This is a genomic window from Devriesea agamarum, from assembly GCF_900070355.1.
GTDB classification, from domain to species: Bacteria; Actinomycetota; Actinomycetes; order Actinomycetales; family Dermabacteraceae; genus Devriesea; species Devriesea agamarum.
The window spans coordinates 2019355-2035059 of record NZ_LN849456.1; the positions used below are offsets into that span (position 1 = coordinate 2019355).

General features: G+C 58.1%; 18 protein-coding genes and 1 pseudogene. 10 read left to right on the forward strand and 9 right to left on the reverse strand.

Annotation, left to right across the window (positions count from 1 at the left end):
- The first annotated feature begins 200 nt into the window (after nt 1-200).
- The 3 genes from BN1724_RS08705 to BN1724_RS08715 all read left to right on the forward strand — a co-directional run bounded on the left by BN1724_RS08705 (nt 201) and on the right by BN1724_RS08715 (nt 2844).
- Nucleotides 201-920 carry a CPBP family intramembrane glutamic endopeptidase gene (locus BN1724_RS08705; RefSeq protein WP_058235035.1) on the forward strand — a complete coding sequence of 240 codons (720 nt, stop codon included), beginning with the start codon at nt 201-203 and terminating at the stop codon, nt 918-920.
- 195 nt (nt 921-1115) lie between these two features.
- Nucleotides 1116-2048: an ABC transporter ATP-binding protein gene (locus tag BN1724_RS08710; protein WP_058235036.1), complete on the forward strand. Its 933-nt coding sequence runs from the start codon at nt 1116-1118 to the stop codon at nt 2046-2048.
- On the forward strand, nt 2035-2844 hold the full coding sequence (locus tag BN1724_RS08715; RefSeq protein ID WP_058235037.1) for an ABC transporter permease: 810 nt from the start codon (nt 2035-2037) through the stop codon (nt 2842-2844). Before BN1724_RS08710 ends, BN1724_RS08715 begins: the two co-directional genes overlap by 14 nt.
- 116 nt (nt 2845-2960) lie before the next feature.
- Here BN1724_RS08715 and BN1724_RS08720 read toward each other — a convergent pair whose 3' ends face one another.
- Together BN1724_RS08720 and BN1724_RS08725 are read right to left on the reverse strand one after the other, a co-directional pair.
- Nucleotides 2961-3599 carry a response regulator transcription factor gene (locus tag BN1724_RS08720; RefSeq protein ID WP_058235038.1) on the reverse strand — a complete coding sequence of 213 codons (639 nt, stop codon included), beginning with the start codon at nt 3597-3599 and terminating at the stop codon, nt 2961-2963.
- A complete protein-coding gene (locus tag BN1724_RS08725) occupies nt 3596-4699 on the reverse strand; it encodes a sensor histidine kinase (protein ID WP_058235039.1) in 1104 nt (367 codons plus the stop codon). Before BN1724_RS08725 ends, BN1724_RS08720 begins: the two co-directional genes overlap by 4 nt.
- Nucleotides 4700-5104: 405 nt before the next feature.
- Here BN1724_RS08725 and BN1724_RS08730 point away from each other — a divergent pair, with 405 nt between their 5' ends.
- The 4 genes from BN1724_RS08730 to BN1724_RS08745 all read left to right on the forward strand — a co-directional run bounded on the left by BN1724_RS08730 (nt 5105) and on the right by BN1724_RS08745 (nt 9519).
- A complete protein-coding gene (locus BN1724_RS08730) occupies nt 5105-5827 on the forward strand; it encodes an ABC transporter ATP-binding protein (protein WP_058235040.1) in 723 nt (240 codons plus the stop codon).
- Between the two features lie 287 nt (nt 5828-6114).
- Entirely contained in the window at nt 6115-7230 is a 1116-nt protein-coding gene (locus tag BN1724_RS08735; protein ID WP_331709470.1) for an FtsX-like permease family protein, read from the forward strand.
- A gap of 377 nt (nt 7231-7607) precedes the next feature.
- The gene (locus tag BN1724_RS08740) at nt 7608-8834 is read left to right on the forward strand and encodes an MFS transporter (protein ID WP_157085839.1); all 1227 of its coding nucleotides are present in this window, start codon (nt 7608-7610) and stop codon (nt 8832-8834) included.
- Nucleotides 8835-9096: 262 nt separating this feature from the next.
- A complete protein-coding gene (locus tag BN1724_RS08745; RefSeq protein WP_058235042.1) occupies nt 9097-9519 on the forward strand; it encodes a thiol-disulfide oxidoreductase DCC family protein in 423 nt (140 codons plus the stop codon).
- A gap of 320 nt (nt 9520-9839) precedes the next feature.
- Here BN1724_RS08745 and BN1724_RS08750 read toward each other — a convergent pair whose 3' ends face one another.
- Nucleotides 9840-10565: a TetR/AcrR family transcriptional regulator gene (locus BN1724_RS08750; RefSeq protein WP_058235043.1), complete on the reverse strand. Its 726-nt coding sequence runs from the start codon at nt 10563-10565 to the stop codon at nt 9840-9842.
- A gap of 84 nt (nt 10566-10649) precedes the next feature.
- Between BN1724_RS08750 and BN1724_RS08755 the strand changes: the two genes are divergently transcribed.
- On the forward strand, nt 10650-12116 hold the full coding sequence (locus tag BN1724_RS08755) for an MFS transporter (protein ID WP_084252912.1): 1467 nt from the start codon (nt 10650-10652) through the stop codon (nt 12114-12116).
- On the opposite strand, the gene BN1724_RS08760 is transcribed toward BN1724_RS08755, so the two are convergent.
- Nucleotides 12113-12565 (reverse strand): replication initiation protein, encoded by a 453-nt coding sequence (locus BN1724_RS08760; RefSeq protein WP_084252913.1) that lies wholly within the window; start codon nt 12563-12565, stop codon nt 12113-12115. The genes BN1724_RS08755 and BN1724_RS08760 overlap by 4 nt on opposite strands.
- Nucleotides 12566-12694: 129 nt before the next feature.
- On the opposite strand from BN1724_RS08760, the gene BN1724_RS08765 reads away from it, so the two are divergent.
- Nucleotides 12695-12907, forward strand: coding sequence for a hypothetical protein (locus BN1724_RS08765; RefSeq protein ID WP_058235045.1), 213 nt, complete (start codon nt 12695-12697; stop codon nt 12905-12907).
- Nucleotides 12908-12934: 27 nt separating this feature from the next.
- Nucleotides 12935-13432 carry a hypothetical protein gene (locus BN1724_RS08770; protein ID WP_058235046.1) on the forward strand — a complete coding sequence of 166 codons (498 nt, stop codon included), beginning with the start codon at nt 12935-12937 and terminating at the stop codon, nt 13430-13432.
- A gap of 13 nt (nt 13433-13445) precedes the next feature.
- Here the strand turns inward: BN1724_RS08770 and BN1724_RS08775 are convergent, their stop codons facing one another.
- The 5 genes and pseudogenes from BN1724_RS08775 to BN1724_RS08795 all read right to left on the reverse strand — a co-directional run.
- Nucleotides 13446-14117 carry a hypothetical protein gene (locus BN1724_RS08775; RefSeq protein ID WP_172797106.1) on the reverse strand — a complete coding sequence of 224 codons (672 nt, stop codon included), beginning with the start codon at nt 14115-14117 and terminating at the stop codon, nt 13446-13448.
- 55 nt (nt 14118-14172) lie between these two features.
- A complete protein-coding gene (locus BN1724_RS08780; RefSeq protein WP_058235048.1) occupies nt 14173-14406 on the reverse strand; it encodes a hypothetical protein in 234 nt (77 codons plus the stop codon).
- 526 nt (nt 14407-14932) lie between these two features.
- Nucleotides 14933-15187, reverse strand: a complete 255-nt coding sequence (locus BN1724_RS13590; protein WP_084252914.1) for a helix-turn-helix domain-containing protein — start codon at nt 15185-15187, stop codon at nt 14933-14935.
- Nucleotides 15184-15459, reverse strand: coding sequence for an HTH domain-containing protein (locus BN1724_RS08790; RefSeq protein WP_058235050.1), 276 nt, complete (start codon nt 15457-15459; stop codon nt 15184-15186). The genes BN1724_RS13590 and BN1724_RS08790 overlap by 4 nt, the downstream gene beginning before the upstream one ends.
- Nucleotides 15456-15674, reverse strand: a pseudogene (locus tag BN1724_RS08795) (primase C-terminal domain-containing protein); the annotation flags it as partial. The gene BN1724_RS08790 and the pseudogene BN1724_RS08795, both read right to left, overlap by 4 nt.
- Between the last annotated feature and the right edge of the window lie 31 nt (nt 15675-15705).

The window sequence follows — 15705 nt, forward strand, 5'->3', positions numbered from 1 at the left end:
ATACGATAGCCAGGCGTCATAGTCGACAGACTGGGCACTCATTATGAATGTCAAGATCTTCATGAATGTGAAAGTGGTGGGTTAGATGCCGGTTGGTTATCGCCGGGTTGAAGAGCCCACATTATTGTCGCCGGTCAGAAGTTCGCCCGGGCCTGTATCCGGCACCGTTGCCGAACTCACCCGGCTGAAAGGTGGTCAGCATGTTGCTTAGCATCGTGTCGTTGTGCGCAATCCTGGTGGCGGTTGTGCAAGTTCTGCTAATGGGCGTAATCGGCTATCCGCTGGCGCGAAGACAACCCGATGGTATGGAGAAGTTCCACCGGTCAGGCTTCGTGTGGTGGGTGATTGCCTTAGCGTTGGTCACCGTCGTCGGTCTGTGGGCGCACCCGCAATGGTTTACGTTGATGGCACCCTCGAGCCATAGCTGGTCGTTGCTGCGATTTATGGTGCCATCGGTGATCGCACTCGCGATCCTTGTGGCGGTTGAGCTCATCTCTGAGAAGATCATTCGCCGCACGGCGACGGATGAACAGTTACGCAAATACGAAGACGCCTACGAGGGGCAGCTACCTGCCTGGATTGCGACGCGACGGTCCAGGCTGCTCATTGTGCTCGCCCTCGTTGCCCTGCTAGAAGAAATTGTTTTTCGTGCCATAGGTTTAGGTGGTCTGCTAGGGATCTGGGATCTACCCAAGCCTCTCGCGGCTGGTATCTGTGCGGTGGCATTTGGGCTGAGTCACTGGTATGGAGGATGGCGCCACGTGACAATAAAAATATTTACCGGTGCTGTTCTTGTGTGGGTGACATTGTCTGCCGGATGGGTGAGCGCTGCGCTGGTACATGTCGCTCTGAATATTATTTTGACCTTGGTTTCTAGAAATTCACAAAACTCCACTAAAAATGCTTTGGCTGCTCAGTAATTAAAGACATGTTGTCAGATGTTTAATGTTGTCAAATGTTTAAGGGCGGCGATCAGCGGAATATGACGACTCAATAAACAGAAGATCTGATTAGTGAAACGGTGACGGCCAGGCTAAGTCGGCAGAGAACTAGCTGATCGCAGCGCGGTTTGTGGAGCACATGAGGCCAATCTATTTCGGACTGAGGCACAATTTATGACAATAAACTTCGACACGCTTATACAGGCAGAAAACCTGAGTCGCAGATACGGCGATATTCAGGCACTCGATCAGGTCAGCATCGAGGTATCTCCCGGGGAAGTGGTGGTACTCGCGGGCCCGAACGGGTGCGGGAAAACCACACTGGTCGAAACCTTGATGGGTCTTCGTCGAGTGCACAAGGGAACAGTTCGCGTGCTTGGTGTCTCTCCTCGATCCGGTCGCCAGCATATCGCCCCGCATGTGGGTCTGACCCTGCAGGGTGCGGCGTTGCATAGCCAAGTGACCGCTAAAGAGCATTTCGCTTTTGTGGCAGCTCTCTATGGCCGATCCAAGGCGGATGTTGAGCAGGTGATGCAGCAGTTACAGCTCACAGATTTTGCAGGTCGTCGCTATGGAAAGCTCAGCGGCGGTCAGCAAAGAAGGGTGCAGGTAGGTGCTGCTTTGCTATCTCGGCCACGATTGCTCGTGTTGGACGAACCGACGTCGGGTGTGGATTTGGAATCGCGCGGGGAGATGTGGGCAGCGGTGCGGTCATGCACCGTCGATGCGGGGACGGGAGTTTTGATCACGACGCATGATTTAACGGAGGCTGAAGAGTACGGCGATCGGGTCGTCATTATGCGGGCGGGAAAGATCGTTGCGCAGGGCGCACCGATCGAGATCGTCACTCGCTGCCAGCTTCATGCCGTGGTCTCCGTTCGCTACGGTGGTCTGCCGTCGGGCGGTATTCCACAACGGGATGATCTATGCCTGCTTAAAGAAGATGCAGGATCGGTGGTTATAGGGTGCAGCACTGAGGCCGCTGAGAAATTCGTTCTCGACTGGGCGCACACGAACCCGAGTTTGCGTCACGCGTCGTCACGAGCGCCAATCCTTGCTGATGCTTATTTGTACGCCCAAAGGAGTGGTGAGAATGGGGCACGCTGAGAAGGATATGGTGATCACTGGTAACCCGCGCGGGCGGGTTGCGAAAGCATGGCTACGGCAATTCCGCAATCAGTTTTTATGTTTCCTTCGTGAACCCGCAGCTGCCGTCTTCAACGTTTTAGTGCCGCTATTTATTGTCACCATTGAGGCAATATCGTTTGGTGAGACAGAAGCGATAGGCTCCAGCATTCCAGGGCTACGAGTTGTGGACACCCTGCCAGCAATGGCTGGGGTTATGTTCGTGATGATTATCGGCTTGTTCGGCATGAGTGTCGGTTTATCTTCAATGATGGAATCGAGAACGCTCGCGGGCTATAGCCTGAGGCCCGGCGGAATATGGCTGGTGATATCGTCCTACGCAGCCGCGCTGCTGTGCATTGTGGCGCTCGGTATGGGAATCTCCATAGCGGTCCTCATGGTGTTTTGGAACGCTTTGCCCCCGGCGCATATCGTGACAGGCATCGGGATGTTACTCCTGTCTGCGTGCTTGTTCCTTTTGGTGGGGGCCGTAATTGCAGGTCTTACGCCCTCGCCCCGGTCCGCACAGGGAATCTGCTCGGCGATATTCTTTCCGCTTCTTTTCCTCTCAGGAGCTATCTTCCCGTTAGACAGCTTTCCTAGCGGCATCCAGCTAGTCTCGAAAATTTTGCCCGGCCACCACGTTGCCGAGCTGTTGTACGCGGCCTGGCTCGACAATCAGCCATTCCCGTGGCTGCCCTTCGTCTATGTCCTGGTTTTAATTGCGGTTGCCACGGGTCTTACCGCGGTGGTCTACCGCCGTCGAGAAGACGTATAGGGGTGTCACCCGCCGAGAGATATAAGGCCCCAACCGGGTCTGATGTGTGCTGTTGTCACATCGATAGCCGTCCCGGAGAAAGATAGGACCGTTGTCCAGCGTTTCGCTGGTGAAGGTTAGTCAGACAGCGTCTTATAGAGCGTGAGGGCAAGTGAAGTGCGATCCCGCTCGTCGAGTTTCCGGAGTAGTGCCGACACGTGATTCTTGACAGTCCCCTCGGCGAGAACGAGATGGGTTGCGATTTCGGAGTTTGTGAGGCCGCGTGCGACGAGTTCTGCAACGACTCGTTCGCTGCGGGTAAGGATGGCGAGTGGTTCGTCCTTGGTGGTTTTGGGTTGGACTGCCGCGCGTGCTACGCGCGGGTCAATCACCATGCCGCCGCCTATCGCCGCGTGCAGCGCTCTTGTGAGTTCTTCCACGGACGTGTCTTTGAGGAGGAAGCCGGACGCACCCGAGGCGATCACCGCTTGGACGAGCGCATCGTCATCGAAAGTCGTGAGGACGAGGACGGGTAAGGTCGGATATTCGCGCGTGCAGTGTTCAGCCAGTTCGATCCCATCCATGCGGGGCATCCGAGCGTCAGTGAGCACGACATCCGCGTCTGTCATCGTGAGCATGTCAAGTGCTTTCTGACCGTCCTCTGCCTGCGCGACGACTTCGACTCCGGTGCTGGTGGCAAGGAGCATGGCCAGACCTCGCCGGATCAACTGCTGGTCCTCAACGAGCAATACCTTAATGGGCCGTTCGCGGTTCACCGGGTGGCATCCTTAGATCTTAGGGAAGCTTCACCGATCGGAACGAAGACTTCTAGCGTGAATTCGTTGCCTTGACGACGCGCGCGCATTGATCCTCCGTGTTTTGTCGCACGGTCAGAGAGGCCACGTAGGCCAAATCCGAGTTGAGGTGGGTCTTCATTCATTTTTACGGTGACTGCACGATCAAGGCGGTTAGAGATCGCAAGATGCAGAAGATGACCGTTCGTTTCCAGCGTGATGCGGACGCTGCGTGCTCTGCTATGTCGCAGCGCATTGGTCAGCCCTTCTTGAACTGCCCGATAGATGAGTAGGGCGGTTGCATCGTTATGGGTCAGTTCATGGTTCGAGGCGTCGTCACCTAAGACCTCGACAGTGACGCCTGTCCCGCGGAATGATTCTGCGATCAGTTCTAGGGCGGACAGTCCCCGTGCATTGGCATCTCGTACAGGATTGAGGGCTCGTACCCAGGTACGCATCTCCGCCAGGGCTTCGCTTGAGGTGTCCTTGGCGGTACGAATCTCCTGCCAAGCCTGGTCCGTGTCAGAGGCCCGCATACGTTCAGCGAGTTCAAGGCTCATCGATACCAACGTGAGCCTGTGGCCAAGCCCATCGTGAAGTTCACGGGCGCTGCGCGCTCGCTCATCAGAAAGTAGGAGTTCCTTCTCGATCTCCGCGGCGTGCCGTAGGCGGTCGATGACTTTTTGATCGGTGGCTCTGCGTTGTTCGTATCTGCGCAGAGCGAGACCGAGCGCAATGCCAAAGCACAGCATGACGGCGAACGGCACAACATTGATCAGCGCCTGCATGACGGCGTGGCGGAAGGCTTGCCAAGACCCTAGACCGTCACACATGTGGAGGGCGAATCCGGCTCCAGAGATCCAGATCGTTGCGTAAACTCCTGCCTTCGGGGAGACGTCGATGACAGCAAATGCGACGACCAAAAGGAGCACGGGAATGGTGAAGCCGAGTGTTCCGAACACGGCGACTGGGGTCGCCAGCACAACCGTGACCGCGGTCAGCGCGATGCCGTGACCGATGCGGACAAGACGCGGGCGCGTCATCCATAGCGCGCCGATGAGTGGGACGAGTGCGAGCCACATGATGGCAGTTGCCAGACCGGATCCTTGTCTGCGTGAAGCCGATGATGCGCAGCAGGGCCGCTATACCAAGGCAGCACAGTGCGATGACCTGCAGTCCCATCATCGTGCGCTCGACGTCCACCGTGGAGGAGCCCATGGGTTTTACTCTACTTCCCTACTACGCAAGAGGCCCGAGACCCCCATGACCGCGGTCATGAGTTAATTCATGACTTCAGCCAGATGTACCGAATCGAGCATGTTCCTATGGTTGTGAACGTGGACGACTACGGAGGGCTCGTTGCTACCGAGCTTCACCAATGAGGGCTTGCGATATTGACTAAGGTGCGTCTCGAAAGGATGGGCAATGCCGCTCGCTGCTACGGGCACCGAATTCTTGTACGTCCAATCCACGAATCGAGATCTCGTATGACGACCGTTCTCAGCGCTCGTGATGTGTGCCGGAGCGTGACCACAGGCCGTGTGACGACCGATGTCCTCCGGGGATGTGATCTGGAGTTACACGGCGGTGGGCTTACCGCGGTCGTTGGGCACTCGGGCTCGGGGAAGTCTTCATTCCTGATGTGTCTCAGCGGTCTCGATCAACCGAACTCCGGTTCCGTAAGTGTCAACGGCCGCGATGTCTACCGGCAGTCTGCCAGTCGTCGTGCGAGTATGCTCCGTTCAGAGATCGGATTCGTCTTTCAGCAGTACAATCTCGTGCCGTTCCTCAACGTGGAGGAAAACATCACGCTTCCGTTCCGACTTGACCATACGCCAGTCCCTCGCGACGTGGTGGCTGAGCTGATCACGTCCTTTGGATTAAGTCACCGGCGTAAGGCGCCAGCGCGATCACTGTCCGGTGGAGAGCAACAGCGCACTGCCCTGTGCCGTGCATTGGCGCGGCGCCCGAGCATCGTCTTCGCCGACGAACCTACCGGTGCGCTCGATTCGCAGAATACTCAGCTGGTGCTCGGAACGCTTCGTCGTATGGCTGACGAGGGGCAGATGATCGTTATGGTCACCCATGACTTGGACGCTGCCGCATTGGCTGACTCCATCGTCATCATGCACGACGGTCGCACCGTGAGAACTCTTGGACGCAGCACAAGCCACGAGATTCTGGCGGTCATGACCGAGCTGAAGGGGTGAACGATGCCGCGCTATGTTGTCCGAATGTTCGCCGATGAATGGCGGCAATGGAGTCCCTCTATCGCCGTGGTTGCGGTCATCGCGACCATGATCGGCGTGTGCGTGCATCAGTTCGCCTGGACCAGTGACCCTGCTTTCCGCGCCGCAGTGACTAACGCTGGGGTGCCCATCGCGGAGTTCCAGATTCTCTCGGTGACGATCTACACCGTCATCGCTCTAGTCTCCTGGGTCAGCCTTACCGTTGTGGGTAGAGCTAGCGTCCATGTCACACGTAGCTCCCATGCTCTCTGGCTGCTCATGGGGCCCCTCCTGCCACAGTCTTCATGGCAACGCTCCTCGTGCTTGTCGTCGTCGCCGCGTGCGGGGCAATCATCGGTGCGATCCTATCCACCCTGCTGAGTTCCTGGGCGGTCCCTGCCTTCAACAGCGCTGTTGCTCCCTCAGCTTCTCTGCCGGGTTTTACGGTCGTTTGGTGGGCCCCGTTCGCTACGGTCGTTCTCAGTATCGTGACGGCTGTCATCGGTGGGGTCGTGCCAGCTAGACGCGCCTCACGAACGTCTCCGAGTGCCGCGATCCGATCGAGCAGCACCGAGCAGCACCGAGCTGCATCGGCGATCCTGCGGATTGTAGCCGGGGCATTCTTCATCCTCATCGTCGTCAGTCTCGTCATCGCTGCCGGGTTCGCCACCCAGTTGGGGTCGACCACCCCTGCTGCATTGTTCAACCTCGCTGTGGACGCCGGCGCAAGCGCATTGATCGCCGTCTACCTGCTATGCCCCGAGCTCGTTGCAGTTGTTTTCTGGGTACTTCACACCCTCCTTGAACGCGTTCACGCAACATCTGCAAGTCTCGGTGTCCGTGCGGCAGCTGACCGCGTGCAGCTCAGTGCGACGACGATCGCCCCACTAGCGGCCGGACTCGGCGGTATCGGGCTCTTGTTATGCGCTGTGAATTCTGTCGTCGCGCTGGTAGAGACGCTCCAACCCGGCACCCAAACTGATCTCACCGACGTGTGGGTCATTATCGGCGTCGTCGCAGTGGCTATGCTCGCCACCAGTGCCGCCGTGGTCGCGCTGTCAGCGCGCGGTCGAGGTCGAGAGATCGCCCTGCTCCAGGCAGCGGGCATGCACAACGCACAAATACGATCACTGATTGCTGCCGAGAGCCTGGCGATGGCTCTTGCAGCATCCATCGCTGCACTCATCCCCGTCGGCATCGCCGGCCTGGTAGCGGCCTTAGTCTCTCACGCAGTTCTGGGATATGCGACCGTTGAATGGCCCATCCTCGCTATGGGAGTCGGCACCGTCGCCTCGTCGCTGGTGCTCTTCGCCATACTCCTCATCCCTGCGAATACACCATTGATGCGTGGACCCAGCGCCCAGCTGCGCGAACAAGCGATCTGACGTGTCTGCCACTAGTGTCCCGCCTCGGGTTATTGACACACTCACATTCTGATCAAGCTGCAGCGAGGCGCGACGCGCATTAAATAAGTGGAGCTAGGTGCCACATGTGGGTTTAATAGCACCTGCATGCCCCTGCGTCCTTGACGGTGAGGGTGCGAAGGCACGTGCAGGTCGATGCTATTTATGATCAACCGAGACCGATCATCACACCGCCATCCGTTAATAATCCGACCTCTATTCGTGACCGTACCCGGTCAGCACCACCGGTATAAACCACAGGAAGAAGCGTTGTGCGAGCCATCCTAGATTTTCGTGGACGACATGCCACAGATTTGAAGAGTGTTAGTCCGCGTGGCCTGGTGAAGGCGCGTCGAGCCATGGCATTGGGGTTGATTATTTCGGTCTTGGGTGACCGAGTGGTGGCAGGCGGCGTCGATGGGATCGTCGTCGCCGGAGCTATTCCAGTGATCTGGGTGGCCATATCGACAACGGTCGAAGAGTCAATAGTTTTCCTCTTCCCGGCCTACGCCCGGCTATTGAAAAAGTTCTCACCGGATTGGACGCTGATCACAGAAGATCTCGCCGAAGCGTTCCTCGCTTTCCTTGCCACGGCTGCCCTCCTGCTGTTTCCGCAATGGGGATTATGGCCGCTTATTGCATACCTGCTCGTGCTCATGCTCTTAACACCCGTTACCGATATTGCCGATGAGTTTTACGGGGCAAAGCTCGCACGAGTAAGCGAAAAACTGGCGATGGACTACAACGCCTCGATTGCCGCGACGCTCTCGATTGCTGGGTTCGTAGTGGCGGTCCCGCTCGGGGCCATCATCGCCTCGCAGTCGGCGGTGGCGATTTTGCTGGTAAACGTCGCGCTATCGCTGATCGGGGCACTGACCCGGGCCCGTATCTCCCGGCAGGTGCGCGTGGGTCCAGCAATTGACGAGGACGAATCCGAGTTCGATGTGGTCGGTGCGCGGATGCGTGCTCGGCAGTTTATGCACGACCTGTTTCGTTCCGGACCCGCCTCCCCCGCCCTCTCTTTTATTCTCGGCGTTATTGGCGCTCTGACGGGTCATCTCTTGTTGTTGTGGGCGGCAGGGTTAGTTGGCGTCAGCCCGTTCATGGCCACGTCGCTGATTTTCTTCGTGTTCGGAATATCCGCGGCGGCGGGTCCGCTGATCGCATCTCGCCTCGCCGGGCGATTCTCCACAGAGTTATCGCTCGTCGTGACCGCGGTGATGTCGGTGCTCAATATTTGCTGGTTTGCGATCTATTTGGGATTCGCGGAGAAGCCCTCTGTCGTGGTCGCGATTGGGTTTATCGTGGTGAACGTGATCGTGGGTCGGCTCCGGAATACCGTGCTAGAGACCCACCGACAGCGTTTCTTTAAGGGGTCGCAATACGCCCGGGTGATGAGCTGGTCCTATGCGTTCGGTGGCGCCGGCACACTCATCGGTATGTGGCTCGCCTACGGGATGGGTGTTCCTACCTCGCCCCAGGCGGCCCTATGGTTGGCGGCGATCTTGTGGATTCCCCCGGCGATTTTGGTCGCGAGCAGGGTGAAACCGAAAGAGTCTGTGAGCGCTGATCGGAAGGCTCCGTAGGGCTACTTAGTCCGATTGATCCAGGGTAGGTCAGCTGGCTCAAGGGAGCGATCCGTCGCGAGGAGTCTAGCTGGGCTTCCGCAATGTCGAGATGCGTAAACTTCCCGCAATACTGCAATACTTTTATTCGGCGCATAGTGCTTTACCCTGCAATGGATACTTACCACCGGTGCGTTAGTATTCAGGTAAGCGGAGAGAATTTATAAAGCATTGATTCTTTGTCTATGGGGAACCGTAATTAATTGTCGATAGGAGTTCAGGGATGGCTGACGCGATTGATCTCGTTTTTGACGGGAAGTGCGGGTTTTGCACCCGTTCTGTCATGTGGGTTAAAGGACTTGATCGGCACAACCGGGTGCGACTTCATCCGTCCCAACGCCCCGGTGTTCGAGAGGAATTTGATCTCACCGAAGAGCAGACGCGCGCAGCAGCCTGGGGTTTTCGTCAGGGGAAACGCTACGCCGGAGCGGCGGCGATTAATCTCGCTGTCGATGCCGCCCTTGGTATTCGTATCTTCTCCGCGCTATATCGAGTCCCCGGTCTTCGGCAGGTTCAGAACGCTGGTTATGGCTGGGTGGTCAAGAATCGCTACCGCCTGCCGGGCATGGCGCCCTGGTGCAATTCCCATCCGGCTGACTGCGGCTCTAGTAGGAGCGGCAACGCTAGAGCGTGCGCATCCTCGTGAGGTTTGGGTAGTGGTGATGATTAATCCCCTAGTTTGGATAGAACAACCAAACTAGAACTTATGGAAGCAGGATCTATCACGTACCCGCGGTGAAACACTGAAGACCTGGTGAAGCATTGAAGACCCAGTGAAGTGCTGAAGACCCGGTGACGCATTGAAGTTGCAGTGGGGCACTGAGGATGTGCTGAGGCACTGAAGGTCCGGTGAAGTATAGAAGACGCGGTGAAGCGCTGAGGGTGTGATGAGTCAGCGGGTTGAGGCCGACTCAGAATCTGCGCCGCACACCGTGTGGGTTTAGCTCCTTATCCGGCTGCGCCTTCTTATCCGGCTGCGCCGAGTGCCCTCATTTCTGAGTCCTGTTCACCCTCGCCGAGAACCTGCGCGATGCCGATGAGCAGGGATTGCATGAGCAGTTGAAAATAGTGTTCGCCGATGGCGTCGCCGTCGGTTCCGCTGAGCGGCCGCAGGAAATCGTCGCGCAAAAGAGCAACGGCGGGTGAACGGTCAGCTAGGGGCGACAGGCTGTCCACCATCGCGCGCACGTCGTGACGGTCTGGGGCGCGCACAGACTGACGGTCACGCTGAGCAATGGCGCCCATCGCAACGTTGATGATCATGGCGTAGCCGAGCGGTGCCTTTGAGCCGAGGCCCGCGTCGGCAAGTTTGCGTAAGGCGGTTTCGTAGAGCGGGAGCAAGGAAGTCGGTAAAGCGCCCACCTCGACACGGTCGATGATATGCCGGGTGACCCCGGTGTACTGCAGGAGGGTTCGGCGCAGGGACATTAGAGCTTCCTGGAACCAAATATCCCAGGTGAGGTCGTCATCGGGTAGTTCCACTAGAGAGCAGACGTGGTCACGGACGGCGTCGTGGATATCGGCCTTGGAGGGGAAATAGTGGTAGATCACCGACGGGGCTACGTCGAGTTCGGTGGCGAGATCCCGGATTGACCAGGCGGTGAGTCCGCGGTCGCGGGTGAGGTCGCAGGCGGTGGTTGCGATGTGCGCGGGGGTAAGCCCGACGCGACGCGAGGTGTCTTTGCCTGCCATGCGGGAAGTCTAACCCGACGTCTTGAGGATACTAGAACATCGTTCTACTCTAGTAATATTGATTCTCATGATTTCGGAGGGCTCATGACCGCACCCGCCATAAAACCTCGCGACGAATCCCAGGCGAAGCTTCTGCTCACCATGGTGATGCTGGCCTTCCTGGGCCAGATGATTCTCAACCCGGTGATCGCCCCTCTCTCGCGAGCGATGGGACTGCAACCGTGGCAAATCGGCGCCACCATATCCGCGGCAGCGCTCGCCCTGGTGATTTTCAGCCAATACTGGGGGCGGAGTTCCCAGCGAATCGGCGTCAAAAAAGTGCTGATGGCTGCCATGATCATTGCATTTTGCGGACTGGCCGGATTCGCCGCTATGGCGTGGCTGGGTGTCCGCGGCATACTGGCGGGCCCGCTTCTGTTCATCGGAATCTTGCTCACCCGAGGCGTTATTTACGGCGGAGCCATCGCCGCGGTCGCCCCCACCGCCCAAACCCATCTAGTCAATCAAAGTACCTCCGAACGTGAACGCGTGAAAGCCGTGGGAGCCTTGGGGGCGGTGCAGGGCATATCCTCCATTCTTGGATCGGTGCTCGGTGGCGTTCTGGCTGCTGTGGGCGGGCTGATGCTGCCGGTTACCCTCATGCCGCTGATGATGGTGGCGGGGATTGTGCTGCTCGCTCTCCGATTCCGAGCCCAGGACGCTAAAGCGCTGGTGGAGCAGCCGCGACCGGTGTCATTCCGAGACCGCCGGGTGCTGCCCTTCCTGATCGCCGGATCCCTATTTCTCTTGGCGTTCTCTGCCCTATCAACGATCCTCGGCTTCGCGGTCCAAGATCGTTTTGATTTCAGTGACAGCGTCACGGCTGCGGTCACCGCGCTCCTTTTGCTCGTGATGTCGGTGGTTATGGCAGCCACCCAGGGCGGACTGGTGCGCCGCCTGCATTGGCCAGCGCGCAAGCTCCTTCGAGTCGGCTTTGCTGTGATGGCCGCTTCCGGGGTGGCGCTGCTCATTCCCTCATCGGTATGGGTGATGGGGCTGGGTTGCGTTCTGCTAGGGATCGGCTCAGGTCTGGCGATGCCCGGTTATATCGCTGGCCCCACCATGCAGATGACCCGCGACGAACAGGGCGGGCTGGCTGGCGTGATCAATGCCAATAACGGTCTCAACTACGCCATTGCCCCGGTTGCCTTCACCAGTCTTTACGGCGTACACCATTACTTTCCGTTTATCGGCATCCTGCTGCTGTTTATTCTCGGCCTGGCATTTACTCTGGTACACCCCGCTTTTCAGGTCCGGGGCGCGGGGTGTGCCGAAGCCGTAGGTGGGGGTACCGTCGGTGCTGAGGCTGAGGCCGAAGCTGGTGCCGAAGCCGTTGCTAAGACTCGACCCAACGCCGCAACAGAAGTCGAAACGATTACGGTGCCCGGTCCGGTCACAACGCCCGGACCTGTGACGACCGACGGTGGACCCGAGGCTGTGGCGGGAGTTGCCACCATCGCGGACCCTGGGACGGACATCGCAACCGAGACTGGAGGTGCTGCCCGGAGCTAAGAATGATCGCCCCGTGTGTGCTCGCCGCGGGCCTGCTCGGCGATGCGCCTCATGGCGCGTCGGAATGACTCGGACGCATTCGCAGTCGCGATCCCCTCAGCATCCGACGTCGCCTCTGCACTCGCTGTGTCATGAGCGCTCCCAGGCACATTTCTGATGCTGGCTCCCGTCGCGGTCTCTGGTTCGGGATCTTCCAGAAGGATGAGAGGGGTCTTGAGATCACGACTGACCCTCAACATATGCTGGGCGAGGTAGCGCAGGGGCGCGGTTCTAGAAGCGTCTGAGCGGGCCACAGGGATCTGAAGGACGTAGGCGAGGTGTGCGTGGCCGTTGAAGGGGTTTACGGCCGTCCAGGAGGGCTCTGGGAGGTCTGCGCGGTCAGCGGCCCAGTCGGCGTCGTCGTGGTCGACGTCGACGACCACGCACCACACGAGGCCGGGGGAGTTGATTTAGACGTAGCGGCAGGCGATTGCTTTGGCGCGGGGTTCGCGCCAGCAACCGTCGCGTAGGTCGTCGGAGACGTTAGGGGGACTGCACCATCCAGCGCGCGTCGTCTCCTCCTTTGCGGACGCGGGCGTGTGCTGCCCCTGGCCCTGGTTTCAGCGCGCAGTGTTCATCCTCCGTCGGCCACGCTGAAAGCGATGCAAGCTGCCGAGGGGATGGGCCGAGACGTGTTCGAGGAAGCGCTGCAGCGGGCTGGGGTGCGGTACGAGGCGAACGTGGCTAGTACGGGACGGGTGAGTGGCTACCGGTTCTCGATCAGCCAGGACGCACAGGGCAAGCCAGTGTGATTCAAGGCGTCGCAGCTGGACCGGTCGTTGTCCTGGACGAAGGTAGGGCAGCGCATCGAGGCGATCGAGCTGGTCCGAGTACAGCCGGTCGAGGCTGAACCTAAGCGGTTCTTCGAGTCGAAGGCTGCGTATGCGCAGCGGGTAGAGACCGCACAGCAGGCCACGGCCCAAGCGGAGCTTAAGGCGGTTGCGGCTAAGTGTGAGCAGCGGTTAGCGCAGGCAGTGCCGCCGAGAAATCTGGGTGCGGAGATCCGGGGTGTGGGTGCTGCTCAGCAGCGTGCTCAGGTGTACCGGAAGCGTCAGGCGCAGCGGCGTGAGTGGTTGTCGATGGTGGGGCGGGTTCGGCAGGTGTGTGAGCCTGAGGGTGGGTGGAGGTCGCTTCGGCAGATTGATAATGCTGTGAAGAAGCAGGGTGTAGGTGTTCGTGCTGGTAAGCCGCAGGATAAGGCTCACACGTTGAGCGAGTTCCAGGCCCGTCAGCGGCGTGTTCGTTCACCAGAGTCCCGGCGGGGTCTAACCCGCTGACATGGTTAGCGGGTCAATCGTTCGAGTCGCCACGCATCTTGTTGATCAATTTTTTGACATGGGGCCGAAGGGCATCTTTTATCGGTTTGGCTAACTTGCTCTTTAGGAAACCAACTAAAGCTCCACCCGGAACTGCCCCCCAGACGCAGTCCAGTGCCACATCGATACCGATATCCGTGGCCTCATCGATCTTCCCATGTTTCAGCAGGTTACCTATCTGATTCCTAACCGACCCGTACATGATGCTTCCCACACATCCAACAATTGCTGCAGCAGCCCATGCTGGAAGAATCCTAGGTTGAACAATGATTTCGCTACCGATTTCCTCCGCCCTCGGGTCCGGAGCGGTTTCCGGGGCCAGTGCTCTGATTATATCGGTGGCTTCTTTAGTGGATAGGTCCCCTGACTTCGTGGCCTCCCTAACTGCATCTCTAAAATCTTTTGCAATATCCTCGGCATCCTGCTTTGTGAGACCAATGTCTAGCAAATCTTTTTCGGACAGCCTTTTCGCGGAGCAGGGAGTAGGGATGTGTGTTGACGTCGCCGCAGGATGACTGATCGAAACACTTGCTTGGGCTGGAGTGATGGTTGCTAGCGGCAAAGCTGCGATCATAGTTGCCGCCACAAGTCTAGTTAGTCTCATTCTGTAAAACCTCATTGTCTTTATGGATATTTCAATATGCACACTATGGTAACATGATGTGCATGACACGGTCTAGTAGGATGATTCGAACCTCTGTCTACGGCCTCTGCCTCATGTTGCTGGCGTTTTCTTTGGGATCGCTTAGGCAATTTACTTCCGTCGCCATCTTCTCCCGGGCGACTGACTCGAGTGGTGACATCCTCTTCGTCCTTGCCATCATGTCAGGTAGTCTTGGGGTGTTTTCATATGTGTTATCTACGTTAATTTTTTCTTCACCGATGAGTTTGTATATTGTGGCGGAGCCGCTGAGGGCGGCCATCTTAGCGTTCATCTCATGCGTCTCTTTTTCGTCTGCGGCAATCGTTAGGGACACGGAACCGATAAATGTCTATTTAACTTTAACTTTTGGCTTGATAGTGTCATTTCTCATGGGAATATTCTTCTACTTTCTTGTAAAACGACTCCATCGAAGCGTTTCGTATAACGAATAATCAGATGGCTATTTGGAAGATTGCTAGAAAAAGAGTATTGCCGCAGGCTAGATAGTTTTTGTGTTATATGTACGGGTTTCTAGATAAGGCTATATATCCTATATGAATTATCTGTAGGTTATGGGATGCTTTACTGAGCGTGGCGGGTTTCTTTGCCCGCGGTGATCCAGGGGTTCATGGTCTGTTCAAGTGGGGTGGTCGGGAGTTCAGGTGTGGTTGGTTTTGGTGCTTCGAGGAGGCGAAGGGTGTGTGTCTGGGCTTCGATGGTGCGTTGTTTCTCATCGATTTGAGCGCGTGCCCCACGGAGTTCGGCTTCGGCGACGGCAGCGCGTTTCTCGGCGTCTGCGAGTTGCGTATAGAGGGTTTTTAACGTCGTATCAAAGGGGTGTCACTAAGGGGTGTCATGGTACGTGTCAACGTGTCATGTGAAGGGGTGTCAGGGGGTGCCACGCGGGGCATCAAACCTTCTGCCACCAACGCTGATATCGGGATGCGCCATGACGTGTCATGACGCGTCGCACCCAGTTCAGTGAGACGTGCCAGGCGACGCCTCACCGTGGACACCGAAACACCGCATGCGCGGGCCGCTTCAGCTAGCGACAGGACCGGTTCTGTGCTCACGCGGTGACGTTCTCAGAGCGGCGGATCCTGGCCTTGGCGGCAAGCTGGTAGGCCGCTGAGTCGGTGATCCCGCCCAGCTGCTCTCCGACCTCGCGCCACTTCAGTCCCGATTCACGCAGCTCGAGAGCGCGGTCTTGCCGGGTATGCGTGTCCGCCACGTACTCAGCGCGAGGCTGCGCCACAGTGCGACGGATTGTGCGCTCTGAGACCCCGAACTTCTTTGCGAGCTCGCGAGCGGTCTGCCTGCGCTTAGCGGGTTTGAGGGCAGTCATGACTCCACCTCGATGTCGTCGGTGATCTGGTGCTTTGGTGCGCTGCGCCGGGGTTTCTGTGCTCGGTGGCGTTGGATCTTGCGGAACTTGTCTTCGCTGAAGTGTTCCCAGATCCATGTGGCGACGGAGCGTGCGGTGTCGCGGACTTCGCGTTTGGGTAGTGGTTCGGGGAAGCGGGTGTTGATGCCTTGCGCCCAGGCCAAGGTCATGTTTTCCCAGTTGTCGTGGCGGTCGTCGCGGTGGCGC